Raw genomic sequence first — 23,645 nt, forward strand, 5'->3', positions numbered from 1 at the left:
TTTTTAATGAACGTTTACCGCAGGTAAGAAATATAATGTTAAGACTTATCAATGAAAGGAGACTTTTCCTTGACTTTTTCATTTTCAAAAGAGCAATGGGAGTACATTTATAAATTGGGGTATCCCGGTCCCTGGGATAAGACCTTTTTTGCGTCAGAAGCAATATATAGAGGTGGAGAAGCACTTGTGCAACAGCATCTAAAGCCCCACCAATACCTTCCTTATAATTTGGAAGAGATTATCGAGGTAGGTTTGAAGGGATTATCGGACAACATCATACACCTAAAAAGTGCCGATGAAGTAGCTAATCAAATTTTAGGAGCATTAAAGAATACAACAGGACTAAGTGTCATCCGACTGGGAGATGGGGAAATTCTTGCATTAGCACATGGTATTTTAGTTTCAACTGAAGAAATTAACAAAAGTGCTAAATTAAAATATGCATTAGGTGGGTTTGCTGTACCTAATCACCAAAAAAGAGATGAGTTGACTCGTAATTTACTAGAAGCAGATATTGTCGGTATTCCAGAGGCCAGATATCCAACCTATCAACGATTATTTAACAACTTAGCCAAGACCATTCAATTGCCATTAAATAAAATGAATCTTACCAATTCACGTATTAACTATTTAATGAATGATGAAACCACTTTATATCATGAAATCCTAATAAACTACCGGGTTTTACTCATTGGGAACAAGGCACAGGACGGGATGGAATTTTTTAAAAACCTAGGATACAAGAATATTGTAGGTGCCATACCAGTTCCTAGTATTTATGAAGTACCTAAGGTTCTCGAAGAAGTAAGGAGCTATGAATTTGACGTTGCATTTGTCTCTGCAGGAATTCCTGCCAATCTCATTTGTGTTGATATTGCCAAAAAAGACAAAGTAGCGATTGACTTTGGTCATTTACTTGATTGGTACATTAGTGGAAAGAAAAAAATTAAACAAAAATAAAAGTAGGGTGTATATGATTAGTGTCGTACTTGCTGTTTACAATAATGAGAAGTTTATCGGTGACGCTATTGAAAGTATATTGAATCAAACGTTTACTGATTTTGAATTAATTATTATTAATGATGGATCCACTGACGGGACAGATGAAGTCATTCAATCCTTTAATGACCCACGAATTCGGTACGTTAAACAGGAAAATAAAGGGGTTGCTGGCGCAAAGAATGCTGGTCTTAAACTAGCACAAGGTGATTACATTACCATTCATGACTCAGATGATATCTCCCTTCCCAACCGATTTGAAAGAATGCTAAAGGGGTTGGAATCAAGTGATATTGGATTTACCCACTGTGATATGCTATTAATAAACGAAAAAGGTCAACCATTTGGGTACTGGCAATCTAATAATATATTTCCAGAATCTATGTACTCTTTCTTTCTAAATATAGGAACCCCGTTTAATAACCCAACCATACTATTTAAAAAAGAAGCAGTGAATGGTCTATTGTTTGATGAGAGCGTAAAAGTTGGTTCAGACACAGACCATGTTCTTCAAATTGCAAGGGAATGGAAATCCTATCATATTCCTGAACCTTTATACCTTTATAGAAGACACCAAACAAATGTGACAAACAATAAGGACTACGAAGTGTTAACAAAACATGTAAAAAAACATCTAAATGAGGAAGAGTTAAAATGGATTACAGAGGTTAATTGGCAGGCCCCAGAGGAAAATCCATTGTTTAAGGCTAAACTAATCGCAGGCGTAGCTCTTTCCCGAAGATGGATGTTGGATGAGGCGATCTATTTGTTCAGAGAGGCTATTCCACTAATCAACAATAAACAGGAAAGGGACTTTTTCGAAGGCATGAAGGGCCTTGTAGAAAAGGATTATCAGCGATCTATAAACATATTTACTAATATACCGGAAAAAGATCATATCATTGAGAATTACTTAGGCGAAGCCTTACTCTCTCTTAAAAAATATGACGAAGCCTTTTTACATTTTAGACAGGCACTTTCTCTTCATCCAAACTATAACGAACCTTTACAAAACATTAGGGCTTTAGGACTTTTAAAAGGCCAGCATTCTATAGATAGACGTGTCAATCGATACAAATAACCCTCTAATTAATAGTTAGAGGGTTTCTTTTTTATGGTTGAATAGGATAAAAAAACTCCGGAAAGGATGTTGCATCTCCTAATACTTTTATCATCTCTGTTGAATACAAGTCTTGTTTTCCATCCTCAGTTAATAAAATATTTAGCTTATACATATCTGCATTATGAGGATATTGTTTAATTAGCTGTTTTACTCTCTGCTTAGCTTCTTGTTTCCGCTGCAGTCTGATTAACGTTAGCACCATCCATTTGCCCCAAACAGCCTGCAAGTTTGAAGTTTCATTATTATATAACTGGGTAAATTCCTCTAGCGCTTCATCAAATTGTTTTGTTAAAAATGACTGGTATCCATTTAAGTCATACAATTGTAGTTGATTTTGCAGCAAGATTGGACAAAAGCAATGTTCAACAATCCCGTCCTCTCCGTCCTTTCGAATGGCAATGGTCTCCCACCTTGCCAACTGGGGAATTTTATTGAAATGATAAAGAACAGGTGCTTTTACGATATCAGCATTCGTTACTAGAAGAAATTTTTTTAGCTTATCATAATCTTTCTTGTTAACCAAGTCCTCTTCATTTATACCAATCTCCCAATCATCTATTGAAGACTCCGATTTTACTTGGTTTGCAGCAATACTTGTATAATACTCCAAGATATTTTGAATAATATTTTCCCATTTAAATTGATTGGCTGTTGAGAGTCCATTATTTATTAATTTCTCTTTTATCTCAGGATTTACAAATACTTTTCGTATCTTTTCCGCCATATCTACAGGGTCCTTCATGTTACAGATTAATGCATTTTGTTCGTGTACCGCATATTCTAATGATCCAGGATTATTGGTTGTCACAACAGGACAGCCACAAGCCATGGCTTCAAGGGGTGGAAGAGGAAAATTTTCGTAGGTAGATCCACAAATATATAAAGCTGCTCCCCTATATAAACTGCCAATCTTTTGTTGTGACGGATTCACAAATACCTTTGTGACCTGATTTTTTTTGTCTTCAGAAGGGTTTCCTGGTGTAATCCAGTAAAGGTCAATATCTAATTCCTCTTTTACCTTTTTATAAGCCTCAATGATGGTTGGTATCCCTTTAAACGCAGCACTCTCTCCACCCACCATCAACATGTAGGGACGTTCTCCGATTTCCTTATCTCCATTTGTTGAAAATATAGTATCATCTACTGCATTAGGAAAAACCTGTGCTTCTCTTCCATATATCTTAGAAATCAAGCTTGCTGCCTGATTAGAAACTGTATAAATAAAAGGTGGTATTTGGAATTGTTTATGAATAAAATTCTTTAACGTTCGATTCATTGATTCATAGTCAAATAGATGAAAATCTCCCTGTTCAAAATAGACGACAGGTGCTATCCCTGTTTCGATACATGCTTGGATATGATCCCAGTAAGTAGCGACAATGAGATCACAGTTTGGAATCCCTTTTGCAAGTTCGAGATCAAAAGGTACTTGAAGATACTCAGCTTCTATAGGGAACCAGGAGGGCTTTTGGAAATGGGACACCAAAGTTACTTTAGCCCCAGCTTTTTGCAGCTTATTTGCATGTTCAAATATCACTTTCACCCCGCCGCATATGCCTACATGGGTCATCGCATAGACAATATGGAGATTCTCATTCCTTTTTTCAAGTTCAGTTAATAACTGATTTTTCGCTAAAGATATTCTGGATAACCGTTTATTTAATTCTTTTGATCGAAGTTCCTGTATCACGTTGGCCTCCATTTAGTTTTTTATTCTATTCTATGCTCACATTTAAAAAAGAACAGTGCTTGCCAAAAATGACAAGCACCGCTGATGGTTTTATTTTTTATAATGGTTCACAAGTTAAACCTGCGCCACTACCTGCTCCATTTGCCCTAATGTCTTGAATCTTCGCAATATGACAGGTACTAAGGATATATGTGTCTTGCCCTGTTGTAATTTTTACAAGTCCTTCTTCTATATCAACGATTCTCGCATTCTGAATATTGTCAAAGAACCCATCAGTATAGTAATCAGCTGTGGCTGTTATACCTCTAATCAATTCCAAGATTGCCCTTGTTGGCTCCTCACAGCATGCACATTCGCCAGTACGATTAACTCCAGTCGGTCCTGCCGGAAGCGTTACACCAGTTAATAAACCATCACCTTGTACGCCTACGATCTGACACATTGGTGCTGCAATATGTCCATTATCAGCAAGGAAGAATCCATCAATAACACAATCAATGGTTACGTTGTTAATACCGCCATTACTTGTTTGTGAAGTTGTTCCAACAGAAACTTGGATACCTTCAGCAGCAAGTTGTTCAAAAATGTCAGTCATTGGTCCAACACAACAATCACATTCTGTATCAGCTGCTGGTCCTGTAGGCCCTTGAGGTCCTGTTGGTCCTGTCGGTCCTGTCGGTCCTGTCGGCCCTGTTGGTCCTGTCGGTCCTGTCGGTCCTGTTGGTCCTGTCGGTCCTGTTGGTCCTGTTGGTCCTGTTGGTCCTGTCGGTCCTGTTGGTCCTGTCGGTCCTGTTGGTCCTGTCGGTCCTGTTGGTCCTGTTGGTCCTGTTGGTCCTGTTGGTCCTGTTGGTCCTGTCGGTCCTGTCGGTCCTGTTGGTCCTGTTGGTCCTGTTGGTCCTGTCGGTCCTGTCGGTCCTGTCGGTCCTGTCGGTCCTGTTGGTCCTGTCGGTCCTGTCGGTCCTGTCGGTCCTGTCGGTCCTGTTGGTCCTGTTGGTCCTGTCGGTCCTGTCGGTCCTGTCGGTCCTGTCGGTCCTGTCGGTCCTGTTGGTCCTGTTGGTCCTGTTGGTCCTGTTGGTCCTGTTGGTCCTGTCGGTCCTGTTGGTCCTGTCGGTCCTGTTGGTCCTGTTGGTCCTGTCGGTCCTGTCGGTCCTGTCGGTCCTGTCGGTCCTGTCGGTCCTGTCGGTCCTGTTGGTCCTGTTGGTCCTGTTGGTCCTGTCGGTCCTGTTGGCCCTGTTGGTCCTGTCGGTCCTGTTGGTCCTGTTGGTCCTGTCGGTCCTGTCGGTCCTGTTGGTCCTGTCGGTCCTGTTGGTCCTGTCGGTCCTGTCGGTCCTGTTGGTCCTGTCGGTCCTGTTGGTCCTGTCGGTCCTGTTGGCCCTGTCGGTCCTGTCGGTCCTGTCGGTCCTGTCGGTCCTGTCGGTCCTGTTGGTCCTGTCGGTCCTGTCGGTCCTGTCGGTCCTGTCGGTCCTGTCGGTCCTGTCGGCCCTGTCGGTCCTGTCGGCCCTGTCGGTCCTGTCGGTCCTGTTACTCCAGTTGCACCAGTAGCTCCTGCAGGTCCGATCGGTCCAGTTGGCCCTGTTGGTCCTCTTTTACCTCTCTTTTTCTTGCAGCTTCTTATACAAATATCGCCGCAATCACAACTACGATTGCATTCGCAATCATCATCAAATCCTCTGCATTTTCTGCACGTCAATAATATACACCTCACTTTCTTTTTCTATATCAAAATATTAATTTTCTCTTTATCGGCAACGGCATTTGCGTATTTTCTAGAAAAATAGACTTCTAATCTACTATCGAGATAAACCATTAACAAACCGGGAACCTAGTAGTGATACAAATTTCGCCTTCGCAGTTATCGCATTCACAGTCTGCATCCCCATTCATCCCACCAGGTACCGCCTGACAAGTTACAGTGATTCGGTCAAACTTTGTGAAAGTAAATGTTACGCAGCTATCTTGAAATACATTAATTGGCATACCAACAGGCGTATTGCCTAAAAAGAACTGAACAGTAACATAGTCCATTCCCGGACCACAATCAAAGCTGATAAAGCCAGAGCCAAAGATTTGTTCAAATCCGCCTGTTTGGAAGACTGTTTGTGTTTGGCCTTCAGGAACAGACCACTCACAGCAAACACAATCCTTCACTAGCTGAATATCACATTTGCATTCATTTTTACAATCTTCTTTGCATTTGTTGTGGCGGATACATTTAAAACAATCGTCATGGCAAACTTTCTTATGACATTTATGACAGTCATTGTGGCAATTTTTCCCACACCCACTCATTCATTTCAACTCCTTTTTTTTGATTACAGAATAATGTATTAAGAATGGATAAGCTGTGAAACGGCCTTTGTCCATTTTTTAAATTTTTGGCGGAACAAGCTATTTAAATAGTAAAAAGCACAAAAAAAGACCACCTCCCCTTTAGGAAGTAGTCTCATAATCGTTATTCTCCTACTATTTTTGCATCCTCTAGCATTTCCTCCGTTAAGTTAATTCCTTCCTCCTGTGCAGCCTTTTTATTGATATACAGCTCTAGTTTTTCCGGGAAGCCGACAGGCATTTCGCTAGGCTTTTTCCCTTTGAGAATTTCCACTGCCATTTTACCAGTTGTGTAGCCCAGGTCGTGGTAGTCAAAGCCGTATGATGCGAATGTTCCACGTTTTACAGAATCACCTTCACCTACAAAGGTTGGAATATTATTCGCATTGGCGACAGTGATTACCGATTCCAGCGCAGCCACAACCGTGTTATCTTTTGGAATGTATAACACATCAGCACGCCCTACCATTGATTCGGCAGCCTGCTTTACTTCTGAACTTGCTGTAATGGTGGTTTCAACTGCTTCAAGCCCTGCTGCCTCTAACGCCTTCTTAGCATTCTTCACATTGACGACCGAGTTAGGTTCCCCATTGTTATAGATAATCCCTACTTTCTTAGCAGTAGGAATAAAGGTTTTAATTGCATTAATCGTATTCTTGATCGCTTCTGGGTGCGTATCAGATGTACCTGTCGTATTTCCTCCTGGCTTATCGAGACTTTTAACAAGCTCGGCACCCACTGGGTCGGTAATGGCTGTAAATAATATCGGGATATCCTTTGTCGCCTTCACCACCGCTTGTGCGCTAGGAGTAGCGATAGCCAAGATCAAATCATCCTTATCTGCTACCAGTTTTTGAGCAATAGACATATTGTTGTTCATGTCCCCCTGTGCGTTTTGGTAATCAAGCTTCAGATTTTTCCCTTCTTCATAGCCAGCATCCTTCAGTGCAGCAATAAATCCCTCTCTTGCTGCATCAAGTGACGGGTGTTCAACAATTTGTGTAATCCCGATTTTTACAACCTTCTCTTTTTTCTCTCCGCCTGCCTCCTTACTCTCTGCGCCACATGCAGAAAGTAAGAAAAGCATGGTACATAATACTAAAACTACACTCTTCTTCATCCCCTTATCCCCCTTACAATTTCAACATGTATGTATTTACCTGCTGCATTTATATAAGTTGGATTTTAACACGTCAAAGCGGTGTAGTACAATATATTTTCTGAATATATAGACATATTAAAAAACTTAGATTCACCCTTAAATCTTCACTCCCATAAATATAATGTTTCTATAATGCCTAAAAATTACTATTTCAAAATAATTTGGACAGCCCTTTTTTCTCCTTCTTGTTATATACGCTTATAACTTCTACCTTTCATTTCATAGTATGTATGGTGTAAGAGGCCTCTTATAAAACTAGTAAAAGAAAGAGGTGAAGTTATATGGCTACTTCTATTCAACAAACTCCTAGTGATACTCTTGGTACTCTTCTCTGTCTACTTGGAAGATTTTTAGTCTATCTCCTTCTCATCGTTGTCGCTCTTCTTGCAGACCTATTAATCAATACAGCTACTGGTGACATGATTAGAGCACTTGCTGCTGATATTGCTAGTCAGGGTTGTTAATGAAAAAACTATATAACTCTGGCCAGCTTTTAAGTTCCTAAACTTAACCTAGAAGATGAGCAACTGGTCTTCTAGGTTTTTTTAAAATGAAATTTTGCCTTAATTGGTTACATCTAGATGGAGGGTTAAACAATGAGTGAAAATAACGAAGAAAAAAGTGAAATTACGAATAGTAGTAGTACCTTGAACAATGAAATTTTCCAAAACTTAGCTGGAAACTTATTGAAAAATGAAAAATCTTTAGGTTCGATCATGCAGTTGGCAACAAATCTTCTTAAAAATGATTCTGTCTTACATTCTATTACAGAACGTGCTGCAGCTAATCAGATTTCTAAAAACCCAGTAAGTAAAGAACCTGAAAAACAGGAAAATGCAGTACCTACTGTAACACAAAATCATGAACATACCTCTTTAGATTTAACTCTAGAGCTTTCTTCTCTATCTCAAAAACTAGATCATATCATTAATGATATTTCCGCCTTAAAAATAGAATTGCAGGATTTAAAAGAACAAAACAATAAATTATTTAAAAAAAGAAAAAAATAACATACAAAGGGGTTGGAGAATATTCTCCAACCCTTAATATTTTGTTATTTACTCATGCATAGGAATGAATGTTTGTCCAAATTCCTACACTCTTTATTTCCTTATACTCAGGTTTCCACATAGCATCTTCAATAGCATTCTCAACATCTTGAATATCCGCTCTTGCAATTCCTTCGTGTATTGCAGCATTAACTACTTCAATGGCTACGTATTTTGAGACTTCATGAAGTTTTTCAATGGATGGCAACAAGGATGCTCCCGGTTTACTAGAGTCAGACATTCTTGCAACCGCATAAGCAGCCGCAGCGAACATTCCTTTTGAGATCACTTCCGCTTTTGCCACTATGGCCCCAAGGCCAAGACCTGGGAAGACAAATGCGTTATTTGACTGGCCAATTTCATAGGAAACACCTTTGTATTCTACATTGGCAAACGGGCTTCCGGTTGCCATTAGAGCCTTACCATCTGTCCATTTAATCAGATTTTCCGGCACCGCTTCAGTTAGTGCAGTGGGATTGGACATAGGCAAGATGATTGGACGCTCAACATGCTTGGCCATTTCTTTCACAATTTCCTCAGTGAAGGCACCGGCTTGTCCGGAAGTACCAATCAGGATGGTTGGTTTCACCTTTTTAACGACTTCCATTAATGAAATAATCCCATCCTCATTTTTATCCCAATCCTTTACTTCATTTGTTTTTCTTACATAAGGCTTCTGGAAGTTCAGGACATCAGATGTTTCATCCGTTAGTAACCCGCGATAGTCGATCGCCCAGAAACGGTCATAGGCTTCTTCTCTGGTCAGCCCTTCAAGAACCATGGCATCAACCATTTGGTCTGCGTTGCCAATTCCGGCAGCCCCTGGCCCGAAGATAACAATGCGCTGGTCTTTCATGGATTCCCCTGTTACTTTCAAAGCAGACATAATAGCAGCAAGGGTCACTGCACCTGTTCCCTGAATGTCATCGTTGAAGGTAAGGATGTTGTCACCGTATTTGTCCAAAATCTTACGCGCATTCACGTTGCCAAGGTCCTCCCAGTGAATCAGAACTTCTGGAAAGAACTTTCTTGCAGTTTGAACGAATATATCAATGAATTGATCATATCGCTCACCGCGGACACGAGCAAATTTGTTGCCAATATAGATAGGGTCTGCGATCAAAGCCTGATTGTTCGTACCAACATCCAACACTATTGGCAGAACACGGCTTGGATCAATACCAGCTGCCGCTGTGTACACGGCAAGTTTACCAATCGCAATATTAATACCGCCTACCCCTTGGTCCCCAATACCCAGAATGCTTTCAGAGTCGGTAACGACGATTAAATCAATCCCATTTTTTGGCTGCCCAAGATTATAGAATGCCTTCTCCACGCCTGCAGGATCATCAATGGAAAGATACAAACCTCCGGGACGACGATAGCTATGGGAGTATGACTGGATTGCATCACCGACAGTAGGAGTGTAGATAATTGGAAGCATTTCTGCTATGTGTTCTTTCAACAATCGGTAAAACAGAACAACGTTGCGGTTATATAAATCATAAAGCAGACCGTGTTTAAATAAATTTGTCGTCCGCATCGAATATTGTTCATAAATCCTCTTTACTTGTTCATCAAGGGTAAGCACTTGAGGCGGCAACAGACCGTCGAGTCCAAGGTCTTCCCTTTCCTCTTTCGTAAAAGCTGTTCCTTTATTCAAAAAAGGATTAGAGAGAACTTCTTTTCCTTTTAATGTTGTAATAATCACATTCTCAGGTACATTCATGATGTTTCCTTCTTTCTATCTTAAACTAACAAATTCGGACACTATCATAACATAGATTTCTTACTTTTCCATGTTACTAATATCTTCCTTATTAAACTAGTTTTTTTAATTTAATGACCCTATTTAGCAACTAAACAAAGCAGACAGTAAAACGGCTGACTGCTTTGTTCTTCTTCCATTTTTATCAGGCGGCCCTTGCAAACGATTGTTTCGCTTTTCTCTTTTCGGACCTTTTCACTACATAGCTCACAATAATCGGACAAACGATGGCCGATATAACACATGCTGCGGCCACTTGTGCAGTCGCTGATTGGGCTACTGCAGCTAAGGTTGGATCTGCTGCGGCCACAACAGCTGGTGTAGCTACCGCATTTCCTGCCGTTGACCCTGTTGCTAAACCAACGATAGGGTTTTCTTTAAATAACTTCAATAGGAAGTAAGCTCCAATTCCAGTGAAGGCAGCGATTAATCCTAGTAAAATCCCAGGACCCCCAGCTTTTACAATAGTTGAAAGATTCATTCCAGCGCCTAATGGGAATGAGAAGAATGGAATTAATAATAATTTACTGCTTCCAAGGAACTTTCTCATATCAGGATCAATATTTCCTAAAATCATTCCGATAACAATTGGAATTAATACTCCTAGAAGTGTTTGAAAAGGAATAGAGGCAAGGCCGGATGCACCTAATGCCACTAATGTGAAAAATGGACCATCTTTTAAAGAAAATAACGCATATGCACCTACATCCGTTTCGTCGCCATACGATGAAGCAAGAGATGCATATAACCCGCCATTAGCATTTAACAACGCTGCAAGGATCGCTAATGGTGTTAATCCTAGTATTCCGGCAGGCCCAAAAATCGCCGCTACAGCTAAACCAATACTAGCACCTACGATAAATTTTCCTGTTAATAATATTGCACCTTTTTTCAATGCCTTTGGTGCTAGTTTGAAATTTATTTGGGAACCAATTAAAAACATAAAACATGCCAAAATGGTTGATGATGCTTCTTTACTGAATAATGCCGTTGTAAAACTACCAATTTGTAAAACCTGCGGAAAAAATGTATTCGTTAATACCCCTAAAAAAAGTGGAACAACCATCAGACCACCTGGAATTTTATCAAGCGTTTTCTTTATTGGAATTTGCATTTTTATCCTCCTTTGTCTTGCTACATGTCTATCATATTCTCATGTAAACCGTTTTCATAGATTATGAAAGTTTAATCATTCTTTTTGTAAATAAAAAAAGTAAGCAGTTTCAATAACTGCTTACAGAAAGTTTTTTATTAAGTGCTCTTTAAATTGGTTATATTCATGCTGATACACAGGCCGTCCAATCGTTCCATAGATTACCTTTACTTCAAGTATGCCTAAGTCCTTTAAAAAGTTAAGGTACTTTCTTGCTGAAACCCTTGAGATGCCCACCACATTCGCTACTTCATCAGTGGAAAATGGCCCCTGCTTCAACTCTTGAACCGCATCCCATATCTGCCTTAAGGTATCCTTCGTTAGTCCCTTGGGCAATTCCTCTGCGATAACGGCCTCTTCTTTGTGCAACAGTAAGTGATCGAGCTCCTGCTGACTAACTGAATCCTGTTTATCGATGAACAGAGCTTGCTGAAGGTAGGCAGTAAGTGCAGCGTTAAACCGTTCAAACTCGAAAGGCTTAATCAAATAGTCGACAACACCATACCTTAATGCCCTCTTAATTCGTTCAAGATCTGAGGCTGCTGAAATGATGATGACATCAAGTTCAAGATCATTTTTACGAAGGTACGATAACAATTCAAGCCCCTGCTTTCCTGGCATAAAAATATCCAAAAGAATGAGCTGAATCTCCTTCCTTCCCAAACATTGGATGGCTTCAGCGACAGAATTGACTGTGGCAGCTAAACGGAACCCTTCTATTTTTGAAAGGTACTGCTTATTGATTTCCGCTACCATCGGGTCATCCTCAACAATCATTACATTAATCATTTCTCTTCATCCTCTGCTTTGTAAGGTATATAGACGGCAAAATTCGTTCCCTTTCCAGGCTTGGACGAAATAATGAGGTCCCCCTCCAGTCTTTCAATTGCCTGCGCCAAAAGAAATAATCCGAATCCTCGGTTGTCTCCTTTCGTGGAAAAGCCTTTATCCAGTATTTTGTTTTGGAGAGATTTCGTCATTCCCATTCCTGTGTCTTTAACCTCGACTGTCAAAATATCCTCTGCGTAATCAAGGGTAAGCTCAACTTTTTTGATTGGATTGTCCGCAATTGCCTCCATTGCATTATCGACAAGGTTTCCAATGATTGTTATTAACTCATGTGTAATTTCCGAGTTTGCAGGCTTGGGAAGTATATTTGCACAATCAAATGACAGTAAGGCCCCAGATTCTCTTGCAAAGCTTAGTTTGCCAATTAGAAATCCGGCAAGAACCGGATCTTGAACTTTTTTTGTTACAAAACCCACTTCCGTTTCACGGTGGTTAACAGTTTCACTCACATACTTAGCGAGGGTATCGTATTGTTCTGTACGAACCAGACCAAGAATGACATGAAGTTTATTCATGAACTCATGCGCCTGAGCACGGAGAGCATCCGCATAATTACGTACACCTGTAAGCTGTTCAGCCAAAACTTGAACCTCGGTTTTATCACGGAACGTTGCGATTGCACCCACCGGCTGATTTCCCACAATCACTGGTACCCTGTTTACTAAGATGGTTACTCCATGCAGATTCTGTTCTTGATCCATTTCCGATTCACCCGAATTTATAATGCGAGTTAACCGAGTCTCTGGTAAATACTCTTCAACGTTCATCCCTATAGGATTCCCTTCAAGTCCAGCTCTTTTTAAAAGTTTACTGGCTGTCCTGTTTACAAGGGTGATGTTTCCTTCCTGGTCAATGGCTATGATTCCCTCGCGAACAGACTGAAGCATAGAACTGCGCTCTTCAAGTAACCTGGCAATCGCGAACGGCTCGAGTCCTAAAAGAATTCTCTTAAGGTATCTTGCTAGGCCCACTGCACCAACTACCCCAATTAAGATACCAATGACGGTACCGATGACCATACCCATACGGCCTTTCTGTACTGCCTTTGTTACACTTTCTAATGAAATTCCTACGGCAACTGCACCGACTTGTTTTCCTTGTGAATTTTTTATTGGAGTAAACGCCCGCATGGATCGACCGAGAGTCCCCTTTGAAATGGACACATACTCCTTTCCTTTAAGAACTGGCCCTTCATCTCCTCCTGCGAAGTGCTTTCCAACCTTTTCGGGGTCCGGATGGGATAGACGAATACCTTTCATATCCATCACAACAACGAAGTTAACATTGGTTTTTTTTCTTATTTGATTACTAAAAACTTGTACATTTTTTTTGTTCGTTTTACCTTCAAGCGCTCCAATCACCTGCGGACTAAGGACAACCATCTTTGCCACATTCAGGGCTTTTTCTTTCTCTGTTTCTTCCACACTGGAGGTAATTCTTTTGCTTATGATTAGATCAGTTATTCCAAGTGATAAAGCGACGACAATGCATACAAAAATAATAATAACGGCTTGTAAACTAAGTTTTCCCTTCTTCATAATCTCCTCCAGGTGTATGATCATAACTTTAGTATGTATAAGACTTTTTTATAAAATAACAAAAAACCGCTAAGCTCATAAAAGAGCTTTAAGCAGCCTTTATCAACAATCATCGAATTAGCAAAATGGCCCCTTCCATAAAAAGGCGAATCCTCCGGCACCAATTAACCCTAGTAAAATTCCCTTTAGTAACATTGTAAGTGTAATAACCAAGTACATCCCCCAAACAAACTTTCACTGCATTGCTAATAATTCTCCAACAACATAATTATAGTATTACAAACCAGCAGGACGTTTTTTGTAATTAAAAAAAGTCTTTAGCATTATTAGAAATAATCGCCTTAATGATTTTCACTAACATATAAAAAGACAGGGTTGCTCCTGCCTGTGAATATATCACCAATCTAATGCCTTAATACAAGAATGGATGGGATTGTAGTATGAGATAAAGACATACAGTGTATCTATTGCGTCACTTTTAAGCTTAACATCCAAATATTGCAAGTGATTCTCTTAATCCTGCTGTCCTTGATTCTTCTTGGACATCATTCTCTTCTTAAGTCATTCAGAATATTTTCTGCTTCCAACTTCATCATTACTAAGATGCCCCATACCTCATCAAGTATTGACTGGTTATACTCTTTGGGATCATTCACCTTTCTCTCAATCACCTCAATAAATTAACTTAAATTCTCTACCAATATTTTACTATTATTAAAAGAAAGTGACTTGCCAAAGTCCTTCCTTAATCCTGCTGATTTTCTGCCATTTTCCCTTCATTTTTCAGCCGCTTTGGTAAGATGCCTTAATAATGGCTTTTAAAAGAAAAGCTTGTATATTGGTAGCACACCCATTTTGTTATTAAGGCATGGGGTATGTGCCATAACAACATCAAAAAAGACACCTGCTAATGCAAGTGTCTTAGATAGAATCGGCCAAGATTACCTATTGTGTTATTTTGCTTAAAAAATCAATCGCCAACTCATTGCCTACCTTTAATCCATAGGTCGTATCCTTGGAGATGACTTCAACTTCACCTCTAAGGAATCCATAATCGACTGATAAAACATCAGTTTTAAAAATACAAAAACCACTCCCTAAATTTTATAGGAAGTGGTTTTTTCTATTGATATCATCATTTACATGACACTTTTACAAATTTGGGAGAAAAATAGCATAAACTATTTCTCCACTGTATGGCTCGAAAGCCTTACATCATGCCGCCCATTCCACCCATACCGCCCATGTCAGGCATACCCATGCCTGCACCAGCTGGTTCTGGTTTGTCAGCAACAACTGCTTCAGTTGTTAAGAACATAGCCGCTACAGATGCAGCGTTTTGAAGTGCTGAACGTGTCACCTTAGTTGGGTCAACGATACCAGCTTGGATCATGTTTACCCATTCGCCATTAGCAGCGTTGAAGCCTGTGCCAACTTCTTCGCGCTTTAAGCGGTCAACGATAACAGAACCTTCAAGACCAGCATTGTGAGCGATTGTACGTACAGGCTCTTCCATCGCACGTAATACGATGTTGATACCAGTTTGTACGTCGCCTTCAGCTTGGATTTCAGCTACTTTGCTATATACGTTTAGAAGGGCTACACCACCACCGGATACGATACCTTCTTCAACTGCAGCACGAGTAGAGTTTAACGCGTCTTCGATACGAAGCTTGCGCTCTTTTAATTCCGTTTCAGTTGCAGCACCAACTTTGATTACTGCTACACCGCCAGCTAACTTAGCTAGACGCTCTTGTAATTTTTCACGGTCAAATTCAGAAGTTGTTTCTTCTAATTGAACACGGATTTGGTTTACGCGAGCTTCGATTGAAGCTGTTTCACCAGCACCTTCAACGATTGTTGTGTTTTCTTTTGTTACAACAACCTTAGAAGCGCGTCCTAAAGATGCTAGAGTCGCAGACTTAAGGTCACGGCCAAGCTCTTCAGTGATTACTTCACCGCCAGTTAATGTAGCGATATCTTCAAGCATTGCTTTACGACGATCACCGAATCCAGGAGCTTTAACAGCTACTGCATTGAATGTTCCACGAAGCTTGTTCACTACTAATGTAGATAATGCTTCACCTTCGATATCTTCAGCAACAAGTAATAATGGCTTACCTTGTTGAACAACTTGCTCAAGAACTGGAAGGATTTCTTGAATGCTAGAAATCTTCTTGTCAGTGATTAAGATATATGGATTTTCTAAAACAGCTTCCATCTTGTCAGTGTTTGTTACCATGTAAGCTGAAACGTATCCACGGTCGAATTGCATACCTTCTACTACATCTAATTCAGTAGTGAAGCCTTTAGACTCTTCGATTGTGATTACGCCATCGTTACCAACGCGCTCCATAGCTTCTGCAATCAATTGACCTACTTCTTCGTCAGCAGCAGAGATTGCCGCAACTTGAGCGATAGAAGCTTTGTTTTCGATTGGTTTAGAGATGGCTTTTAATTCTTCTACAGCAGTAGCAACCGCTTTTTCAATTCCTTTACGGATACCCATTGGGTTTGCACCCGCAGTTACGTTCTTTAAGCCTTCGCGAATCATCGCTTGAGCAAGAACAGTTGCAGTCGTTGTACCGTCACCGGCAACATCGTTTGTTTTGCTTGCTACTTCAGCAACAAGCTTAGCACCCATGTTCTCGAATGCATCTTCTAATTCGATTTCTTTTGCAATCGTTACACCATCATTTGTGATTAGTGGTGAACCGAATTTTTTCTCAAGAACCACGTTGCGTCCTTTAGGTCCAAGAGTAACTTTCACAGCGTTTGCTAGGGCATCAACACACCACGTAGCATTGCGCGGCGTGCTTCTTCACTAAACATAATCTCTTTAGCCATGTTCAAAAAAACCTCCTCATATGTTTTGAAATTTTATTTTTGGTATAAAACCTTACTCAACAATAGCAAGGATATCGTTTTCGCGTAAAATTAAATATTCAACACCCTGGTATTTCACTTCAGTACCAGCGTATTTTGAGAAGATAATGCGATTGCCTACAGTAACATCAAGTGCTACACGCTCTCCGCTTTCAAGTACGCGGCCAGTACCAACGGCAACAACTTTTCCTTCCTGAGGCTTTTCTTTCGCTGAATCTGGTAATACGATACCGCTTGCAGTTTTTTCTTCTGATTCAACAAGCTCAATGATAATGCGATCACCTAATGGTCTTAACAAATCAAACAACCTCCTCAAATATATATGTAATTCTGTCATTATTAGCACTCTCAATTAATGAGTGCTAACACAATTATTATAATAATGAATCTGACTTTTTTTTGCAAGTATGAAGCATAAAAAAATTTGAAAAGCGGAGGCGCCTCGTTCACCACGACAGGCAAATGTTCTTCTGCAATAAAAGTCCGCACTTTGACTTTTATTGCCGAAGGTTATTTGACCCGAGGGGCTAGGCGCTGGAGCTAGACATGAATCAAATTATATAGTTGTTGGCAACCTTATAAAGTATGCGAAGTGGAGGACATTCTATACCTGTCTTTGGAAAATAGTTCATCTAAATTGAAACAAGACTCATTTTAAGAGTAAAATAAATAGTAGTGTAATAAAGATAAGAATACAGTTTAATTAAATTATATAGATGTATGAAAAGGAGATTTCCATTGAAAAAAGAGTATTGGTGGATCATCATTGTTTATATTGCTATGCAGCTATCGAGTCTTGTCGGACTTCCCGTATTATTATACGGCTTCAAATATGCAGGAATTAACCAACGGCTGGCTGTCCCAGTTTGGCTGATTGCTAGTTTTTCGATTGCCCTAATTATCATTCTTTTCCTTTTACGAAAAGAATTCAATACGAAGAGACTAGATGAGCGCAGCAGTTCTCTTGGCATGTCCATCGCCTGGGCCATCTTCGGTGTGTTTTTAGCCTTATTTTCGCAATCCATTGCTGGGATGATTGAGCATCTCATGGGGATTAAATCAGGGTCTGAGAATACGAAGGATATCCTGACCATCATAGACACGTTACCATGGGCCATACTAGTAACAAGTATTTTCGGTCCGATTTTAGAGGAAATTGTTTTTCGAAAAATTATCTTTGGCTCTCTTTATAAGCGGTTTAACTTCTTTATCTCTGCACTCATCAGCTCAGTTGTTTTCGCTTTAGCACATATGGAACCTGTGCACATTTTACTTTATTCAGCTATGGGCTTTACGTTTGCCTTTCTATATGTCATCACCAAGCGGATTTGGGTACCGATTTTTGCCCATGTGACCATGAACACCCTGGTGGTCTTAGTCCAGCTAGTCTTTAAAGACGATATTGAAAGACTGCAGCGTCAGGCTGAAGCGGTTCAAAACTTTATCGGAGGATTCTTATGAGACGTTCACCTTTGTTTTCCGGTTTGATTTATTTCTTTTTAGGCGGATTGTTTACCTATTTCGCCATTGACGATGTTCAAAAAAACGGCTGGGGCTTTTTCAGCTACCTACTAGTTCTTCTCGCCACCTTTGACTTCGGCTCGGGCCTAAAAATGGTCGCCTTTCACTTTCGATATAAAGATAAACTGAAAAAATAAAGCTTATATTAGCTAAAACATTTAATTTTTAGCTAATATAAGCTCTTTTTTATGTGTAAAATTACACTCTATCTTAAGAAATTATGTTTTATCAGCGAATTTCTAACCTTTATCGGCGCATTGACCGGTTTTATCAGCGAATCTTGAATTTTATCAGCGAATTCAAGCCATTTATCAGCGAATCACCAAAAAAGGGTGTCAGGCACCAAGTGAAATTTTCAAAATGGTGCCTGACACCTTTTATTTTGAACCTTCTCTGCGGTTAATCACCATGTGTTCTTTACCTAAAATGAAGATAAATAAGAAGGCGAGTCCTGCTGGTACGAGGGCCCATGTAAACGTGTGGACAATCGAGCTGGAAAGTGCATCAGTAATTTTATCAAGAATCTGTGGCGGAATCATTTTCCGGCCCTCCTCTGATAATAACGCACGTGAATCTCCGAACGCTCCCCCCTTCGGCATCGGCCCCATTCCAGCAAAGGCCTTTCCAAGACCTTCTGAAAAATCATTCCGTTGAATCGTACCGAAGACGGTAATTCCGATCGTCATGCCAAGCGAACGAATAAAGTTACTAGTTGAAGTTGCCGATCCCCGCTGCTCCATGCCAAACGGATGAATCGCTGCCATGCTCAACACAGAAAACGAGAATCCCACTCCCAGACCAACAACGATCATATATAGGGTTAATATCGCTCGGCTGGATTCTGGGGTGAGTGTACTTAACAGCAATATTCCACCAATCAAAATCACACCGGACACGAACATGATATTGCGGTAGCTCATTTTCGTTGTTAAAAATCCACCTACTTGAGCGGTCACAACAGATCCCAGCATCATAGGTAATAAAATCAACCCCGAATTCGTTGCACTGCCGCCATATACCCCTTGGACAAAAATCGGGATGTACACCGTTGCTGCCATAAAGGCCGCTCCGTAAAACAAGCCGACAATGGTGCTCCCGGCAAACAGCCGGTTTTTAAACATGGAAAAAGAGATAATTGGATCCCTAGCCTTTGTCTCCGCAAATAAAAAGAGGAGAAACAGAACCGCAAATCCTGCAAACAAGCTTACAATCGTCACCGAATCCCAATCATATTTCTGTCCCCCAAGCTCTAGAGCAAACATGAGACAGACCACTGCGCTAACCAATGTCACCGCGCCCCACCAGTCAATGGTTTGCTTTTGATGAACAGGTGACTCTTTATAGGCAATCACAATAAAGATTAATGAAAGAATCCCAAGCGGCAGATTAATGTAGAAAATCCAATGCCAACTAATATTGTCTGTAATATAAGCTCCTAACAGTGGCCCGAAAATGCTCGACAACCCAAATACCGCTCCAAACAAACCGCCCATCTTCCCCCGTTTCTCCGGAGGAAACAGGTCAAACATTATCGTAAAGGCAATCGGCACAAGCGCTCCGCCGCCGACTCCCTGAATGGCACGGTAAATACTTAACTGCGTGATCGTTTCCGCCGTCCCACACAAAGCGGAACCCGCCATAAATAAAATTAATCCAAAAATAAAGAACCGCTTCCGCCCGTACATGTCAGACAGTTTTCCGAAAATCGGCATACCTGCCATCTCTGCCACCATGTAAGCAGACACAACCCAAACAAAGCTTTCAAGGCCGCCGAGGTCCCCAACAATCGTCCCCATCGCGGTAACGACGATGGTATTATCCATCGATGCCATTAAAATACCTAATAACAGCCCTGTGACTACCAAACCTAGTTTACTATCCTTCGCTGTCATACCTTTCCCCCTCTATACCTTCGTTTTTGTTTTAATCGTAGCAGTAGGATCATGAGTCAAATTCTCTCGATATTCCACCAGTCCGATGTCACACCCAGGTCCAATTTTCACCACATTTCCCCGAACGATTGCTGCTTTCGTGTTCTCCAAATACACCTCATCGCCTTCAATCACCTTCGCATGGAGCGAACCTGATTTTTTTGAAAGTGGGATATTCGTGAATGGAATTAGCCAAGAGCCTCTCTTCACTGAAATTTTTCCGCCGCCGATTTCCTCAGCCGTGCTTTCCCCATGACTTACAACAATCTTTATCGTATCCGCTGACAAGAGCCCCTTGATCTCGAAACCACCGCTGGAGTCAAATGTCTCATACTCGACATCGCCTTTTACCGATATGCTCCCTTTAATAACAGCGGACTCTCCACTCAATCGATCTTCAGCCTCGAGCAAGCCGTAAATCTTCATTTTTTTCAACTGCGCCTTACCCCCGACTGACATCGTCCCCATAACGAGTGTTTCCTCGGCCTCCATCATTCCTTTTACCTCTGCTTCACCAAGGATTTTAGCCGAACCCGCTTTGACATTTTCCCGAGCCTCACTCGTTCCATATACATGAAAGCTGGAGCAGTCTACATCATTGACGATGGTCCCCTCTCCTCTGATGCTGATTTTTCTATATTGACCGCCAGGATAACTCCCTGAACCGTTGATAATAAGGTTACTACTTTTCTCCATGTTCCTTCCCTCCTACTACACCTTTCTACTTTCATTGACTACAGCCTGTTTGTGCTGCGAAAAATCGTCCCGGTATTCCACCACAGCGATTTGACAATTCCGGCCAATCTTCACCTGATTTCCACGTACAACCTTAGCAATCGTATTCTCCAGTTCGATTTTGTCTCCTTCAATCACTTCTACTTCCAACTGTGTAGGAAACAACGGTTTTATTAAACTCCCAAAAAGGGATCCTTTATATTTCACGGTGATCGTTTCTCCGCCAATCTCTTTTGCCTTACAAGGACCATGCAGCTGAATTTTAATGTCCTCCGCATTTAATAACCCACCAATAGAAAATTGAGAATCGGCTTTAAACATCTCAGCCTCGCAATCTCCTCCAACCGTTAAAACGCCATTAATTTTGACTTCATCAGCCTTTACTCTGCCACCCACCGACGCCTTACCGTAAACCTTTACGATTTTTCCAATAAGATGTTCCTCAATCTTTGCCGTTCCATCGATTGAGACGTTTTGGGACTCCATCGTCCCCTTTACCTTTGCTTTGCCGTTTATTTTGGTGTGCTCACTTTTCACATTTCCATCCACTGTCCCGAACCCATTACTTTCAAACTCTATGCATTCCACATCACTGTGTACCGTACCGAATCCATTCAATGTGACCTGGTGAAATGCTCCACCGTTCGAGGCTCCGAAACCATTGATGACTAAGTCTCCTCTATCCTTCGTATCCATGTATATTCTCCTTTATAGTAATTTAGCCTTGATCTCTTCCATGCAGGACATCAGGGAAAGCTGGACGACCACTTTTGTCCCCTGATCAAAATGAACCGCTTCCGCGTTGATTAACAACAGACACGTTGACACGCCAAGCTTGCGCGTAATGACTACTTCACAGCTTTTTTGTTTAATGATTGCAGCATGCTCCTTTAATACCTGTAGCAGCATTTTTCCCTCATCCAAATTAATTTCGCCGGATTGCAGCAGCTTCTCTAAGACGAATACCTCAAGCATCCTGTTAATCGAAAACGTTTGGCTGCCTTTTTCATTCTCTAAGTAAAAATTCATTACACTTATCGAAACAATGTTACGTTTCACTAACTCATCCTTATCTAACTGCAGGTCTGAAATATTCGGTGAAAACATGTCTGCAAGTTCATCAAGTGAAAGATTTTCCTTCATTGTTTGAATTTTATTAATGCGCTCCAGAATCTTTTCTTTTGGAAAAAATGTCTCCTGGCCGGTAAAGGTTGATTTCCGGATGAACCACTCCTCCGGAATAAGGTCTTTACGCTTCCACCTATACAACTGTCCATACGAAATTCCCGCCAATTCTAATAGGTCTTTTTTTGAGATTAACTCCTCACTCATGATAAAAACCCCTTTCTGATTAACAATGTAACATAACACTGTTACGTTTGTAAAGTTATAATTTACAATTTTATGTAAAAAAGGCTTTTTTTAATGGGGTACCATTCTTTGAATAACCGGAAAACCTCCGCTTATCTATTCCTAAATGAGCTCGATTTTGCAAATAACCGGAAAAACTCCGTTTATTCGTTACTCTTCTAAGGGAGCAATCCAAATTAGCCAGCTTCTTCGTAGTATAGCTTTGATACAAAATGAACATTATTTCCCTTTTCCTCCATAACAACAATGGTTACGTAAACAGAAAAAATAAAAGGCCTTCTACGAAGCAAGTTTCGTAAAAGGCCTTACCTAGTACTATTCATCTGTATCTTCTGTTGGATAGTGTTTTAAAAAGTAAACCAATGATTGCAGTTCCACGGCTAGGTCGATATGATGAACCCGGATGGATGCCGGCACATTTAACCTGGCTGGCGTAAAGTTTAAGATTCCTTTCACTTCCGCCTTCACAAGTCGGTCTGTAATTACTTGTGCAACCGGCGCTGGAACTGTTAAAATGGCTACTTGAATATCGCTGTTTTCCAACACCTTCTCTAGGTCATCCAAATGATAAACCGGAACTTCCCGAATTTTCGTCCCCATTTTTTCTGGATCGACATCAAAGGCAACCTCAATCTTCGTGTTGTTATTCTTCAAAAAGTTATAGTTTAAAAAGGCCGTCCCTAGATTACCTACTCCAATTAACGCAACCTTTGTTAATACATCTTGATCCAGCGTTTTCTGGAAAAAGGTTAACAAATAGTTTACATTATAGCCATACCCCTTCTTACCTAAAGCCCCGAAATAGGAAAAGTCACGGCGAATTGTTGCCGAGTCCACCTTTACCGCTTCACTTAGTTCTGCGGATGAAACTCGTTGTTTACCGGAAGTATGCAGGTTCTTTAAAAATCGATAATAGAGGGGCAGCCGCTTGGCTGTCGCCTGTGGTATTTTCATTGTTTCGTTACTCATCTTCTCCCACATCCCATGAATGGTTTTCTTACATCTTATTTAACCTGACCATTTCTCCTAAAATCACCGTTTTTGCCGCCTGTTTTCTCCACTAAATAGGTTGGTCCAATGACCATCCCTTTATCAACTGCTTTACACATATCATAGACAGTTAGGGCACAAGCAGATGCAGCTGTTAGCGCTTCCATTTCCACACCTGTGCTCCCTTTTGTTTTCACTGCTGCCTCAATATGTAATTGAAAATTTCCTGTTTGCTCCTCTTCCCACGCAAAAGAAATATTAACTCCTGTTAGTGGAATAGGATGACACATCGGAATGAGATCCCATGTTTTTTTAGCCGCCATAACAGCCGCCACTTGGGCAACAGCTAAAACATCGCCTTTTTTCATCTCATGATTGGTGATCTTGTCAAAAATCTCTTTACTTACGGTTATGCTAGAATGAGCAATGGCAGTTCGCGCCGTTTCAGGTTTGTCACTGACATCCACCATTTTCGCTCTGCCTTCTTCATTAAAATGCGTAAATTCGGCCATAAAAAAATCCTCCTATCAAAAAATAATACACTATTTTCCC

At 40.7% G+C, this 23,645-nt stretch carries 20 protein-coding genes and 2 pseudogenes; 6 read left to right on the forward strand and 16 right to left on the reverse strand.

Going from position 1 to position 23,645, the window contains the following annotated elements:
- Positions 1-69: 69 nt before the first annotated feature.
- Together QE429_RS24240 and QE429_RS24245 are read left to right on the forward strand one after the other, a co-directional pair.
- The gene (locus QE429_RS24240) at positions 70-960 is read left to right on the forward strand and encodes a GT-D fold domain-containing protein (protein WP_307290656.1); all 891 of its coding nucleotides are present in this window, start codon (positions 70-72) and stop codon (positions 958-960) included.
- A gap of 13 nt (positions 961-973) precedes the next feature.
- Entirely contained in the window at positions 974-2,080 is a 1,107-nt protein-coding gene (locus QE429_RS24245; protein WP_307290657.1) for a glycosyltransferase, read from the forward strand.
- A 31-nt stretch (positions 2,081-2,111) separates the two neighbouring features.
- Here the strand turns inward: QE429_RS24245 and QE429_RS24250 are convergent, their stop codons facing one another.
- From QE429_RS24250 to QE429_RS24270, 4 genes and pseudogenes are all read right to left on the reverse strand, one after another.
- Entirely contained in the window at positions 2,112-3,812 is a 1,701-nt protein-coding gene (locus tag QE429_RS24250; RefSeq protein ID WP_307290658.1) for a glycosyltransferase family 4 protein, read from the reverse strand.
- Between the two features lie 97 nt (positions 3,813-3,909).
- Positions 3,910-4,836: pseudogene (locus QE429_RS24565) on the reverse strand (hypothetical protein); the annotation flags it as partial.
- A gap of 782 nt (positions 4,837-5,618) precedes the next feature.
- Positions 5,619-6,101, reverse strand: coding sequence for an S-Ena type endospore appendage (locus QE429_RS24265; RefSeq protein ID WP_307290661.1), 483 nt, complete (start codon positions 6,099-6,101; stop codon positions 5,619-5,621).
- Positions 6,102-6,264: 163 nt separating this feature from the next.
- Positions 6,265-7,260 (reverse strand): ABC transporter substrate-binding protein, encoded by a 996-nt coding sequence (locus tag QE429_RS24270; protein WP_307290662.1) that lies wholly within the window; start codon positions 7,258-7,260, stop codon positions 6,265-6,267.
- A 323-nt stretch (positions 7,261-7,583) separates the two neighbouring features.
- On the opposite strand from QE429_RS24270, the gene QE429_RS24275 reads away from it, so the two are divergent.
- Positions 7,584-7,766 carry a hypothetical protein gene (locus QE429_RS24275; RefSeq protein ID WP_307290663.1) on the forward strand — a complete coding sequence of 61 codons (183 nt, stop codon included), beginning with the start codon at positions 7,584-7,586 and terminating at the stop codon, positions 7,764-7,766.
- Positions 7,767-7,898: 132 nt separating this feature from the next.
- On the forward strand, positions 7,899-8,312 hold the full coding sequence (locus QE429_RS24280; RefSeq protein ID WP_307290664.1) for a hypothetical protein: 414 nt from the start codon (positions 7,899-7,901) through the stop codon (positions 8,310-8,312).
- Positions 8,313-8,364: 52 nt separating this feature from the next.
- On the opposite strand, the gene QE429_RS24285 is transcribed toward QE429_RS24280, so the two are convergent.
- The 6 genes and pseudogenes from QE429_RS24285 to groES all read right to left on the reverse strand — a co-directional run bounded on the left by QE429_RS24285 (position 8,365) and on the right by groES (position 16,843).
- Positions 8,365-10,080, reverse strand: a complete 1,716-nt coding sequence (locus tag QE429_RS24285; protein WP_307290665.1) for an NAD-dependent malic enzyme — start codon at positions 10,078-10,080, stop codon at positions 8,365-8,367.
- A 184-nt stretch (positions 10,081-10,264) separates the two neighbouring features.
- Positions 10,265-11,233 carry a 2-keto-3-deoxygluconate permease gene (locus tag QE429_RS24290; RefSeq protein ID WP_307290666.1) on the reverse strand — a complete coding sequence of 323 codons (969 nt, stop codon included), beginning with the start codon at positions 11,231-11,233 and terminating at the stop codon, positions 10,265-10,267.
- A 120-nt stretch (positions 11,234-11,353) separates the two neighbouring features.
- Entirely contained in the window at positions 11,354-12,061 is a 708-nt protein-coding gene (locus QE429_RS24295; protein WP_307290667.1) for a response regulator, read from the reverse strand.
- Positions 12,058-13,659, reverse strand: coding sequence for a DcuS/MalK family sensor histidine kinase (gene dcuS / locus QE429_RS24300; RefSeq protein WP_307290668.1), 1,602 nt, complete (start codon positions 13,657-13,659; stop codon positions 12,058-12,060). The genes QE429_RS24295 and dcuS overlap by 4 nt, the downstream gene beginning before the upstream one ends.
- Positions 13,660-14,869: 1,210 nt before the next feature.
- Positions 14,870-16,506, reverse strand: a pseudogene (gene groL, locus QE429_RS24305) (chaperonin GroEL).
- Positions 16,507-16,558: 52 nt separating this feature from the next.
- Positions 16,559-16,843, reverse strand: a complete 285-nt coding sequence (gene groES, locus QE429_RS24310) for a co-chaperone GroES (protein WP_307290669.1) — start codon at positions 16,841-16,843, stop codon at positions 16,559-16,561.
- A gap of 440 nt (positions 16,844-17,283) precedes the next feature.
- On the opposite strand from groES, the gene QE429_RS24315 reads away from it, so the two are divergent.
- Positions 17,284-18,006, forward strand: coding sequence for a CPBP family intramembrane glutamic endopeptidase (locus QE429_RS24315; RefSeq protein WP_307290670.1), 723 nt, complete (start codon positions 17,284-17,286; stop codon positions 18,004-18,006).
- Complete coding sequence (locus QE429_RS24320) at positions 18,003-18,203, forward strand: YdiK family protein (RefSeq protein ID WP_307290671.1); 201 nt, start codon at positions 18,003-18,005, stop codon at positions 18,201-18,203. Before QE429_RS24315 ends, QE429_RS24320 begins: the two co-directional genes overlap by 4 nt.
- A 240-nt stretch (positions 18,204-18,443) precedes the next feature.
- Here the strand turns inward: QE429_RS24320 and QE429_RS24325 are convergent, their stop codons facing one another.
- The 6 genes from QE429_RS24325 to moaC form a co-directional block, all read right to left on the reverse strand.
- Entirely contained in the window at positions 18,444-19,958 is a 1,515-nt protein-coding gene (locus QE429_RS24325) for an MDR family MFS transporter (RefSeq protein WP_307290672.1), read from the reverse strand.
- A gap of 12 nt (positions 19,959-19,970) precedes the next feature.
- Positions 19,971-20,693, reverse strand: a complete 723-nt coding sequence (locus QE429_RS24330; protein WP_307290673.1) for a cytoplasmic protein — start codon at positions 20,691-20,693, stop codon at positions 19,971-19,973.
- Positions 20,694-20,708: 15 nt separating this feature from the next.
- Positions 20,709-21,428 (reverse strand): polymer-forming cytoskeletal protein, encoded by a 720-nt coding sequence (locus QE429_RS24335; protein ID WP_307290675.1) that lies wholly within the window; start codon positions 21,426-21,428, stop codon positions 20,709-20,711.
- 12 nt (positions 21,429-21,440) lie between these two features.
- A complete protein-coding gene (locus QE429_RS24340; RefSeq protein ID WP_307290677.1) occupies positions 21,441-22,064 on the reverse strand; it encodes a YhbD family protein in 624 nt (207 codons plus the stop codon).
- 354 nt (positions 22,065-22,418) lie between these two features.
- On the reverse strand, positions 22,419-23,072 hold the full coding sequence (locus tag QE429_RS24345; RefSeq protein ID WP_307290678.1) for a redox-sensing transcriptional repressor Rex: 654 nt from the start codon (positions 23,070-23,072) through the stop codon (positions 22,419-22,421).
- A gap of 35 nt (positions 23,073-23,107) precedes the next feature.
- A complete protein-coding gene (gene moaC / locus QE429_RS24350) occupies positions 23,108-23,605 on the reverse strand; it encodes a cyclic pyranopterin monophosphate synthase MoaC (RefSeq protein WP_307290680.1) in 498 nt (165 codons plus the stop codon).
- Between the last annotated feature and the right edge of the window lie 40 nt (positions 23,606-23,645).

The sequence above is a fragment of the Bacillus sp. SORGH_AS_0510 genome (assembly GCF_030818775.1).
GTDB lineage: Bacteria > Bacillota > Bacilli > Bacillales > Cytobacillaceae > Neobacillus.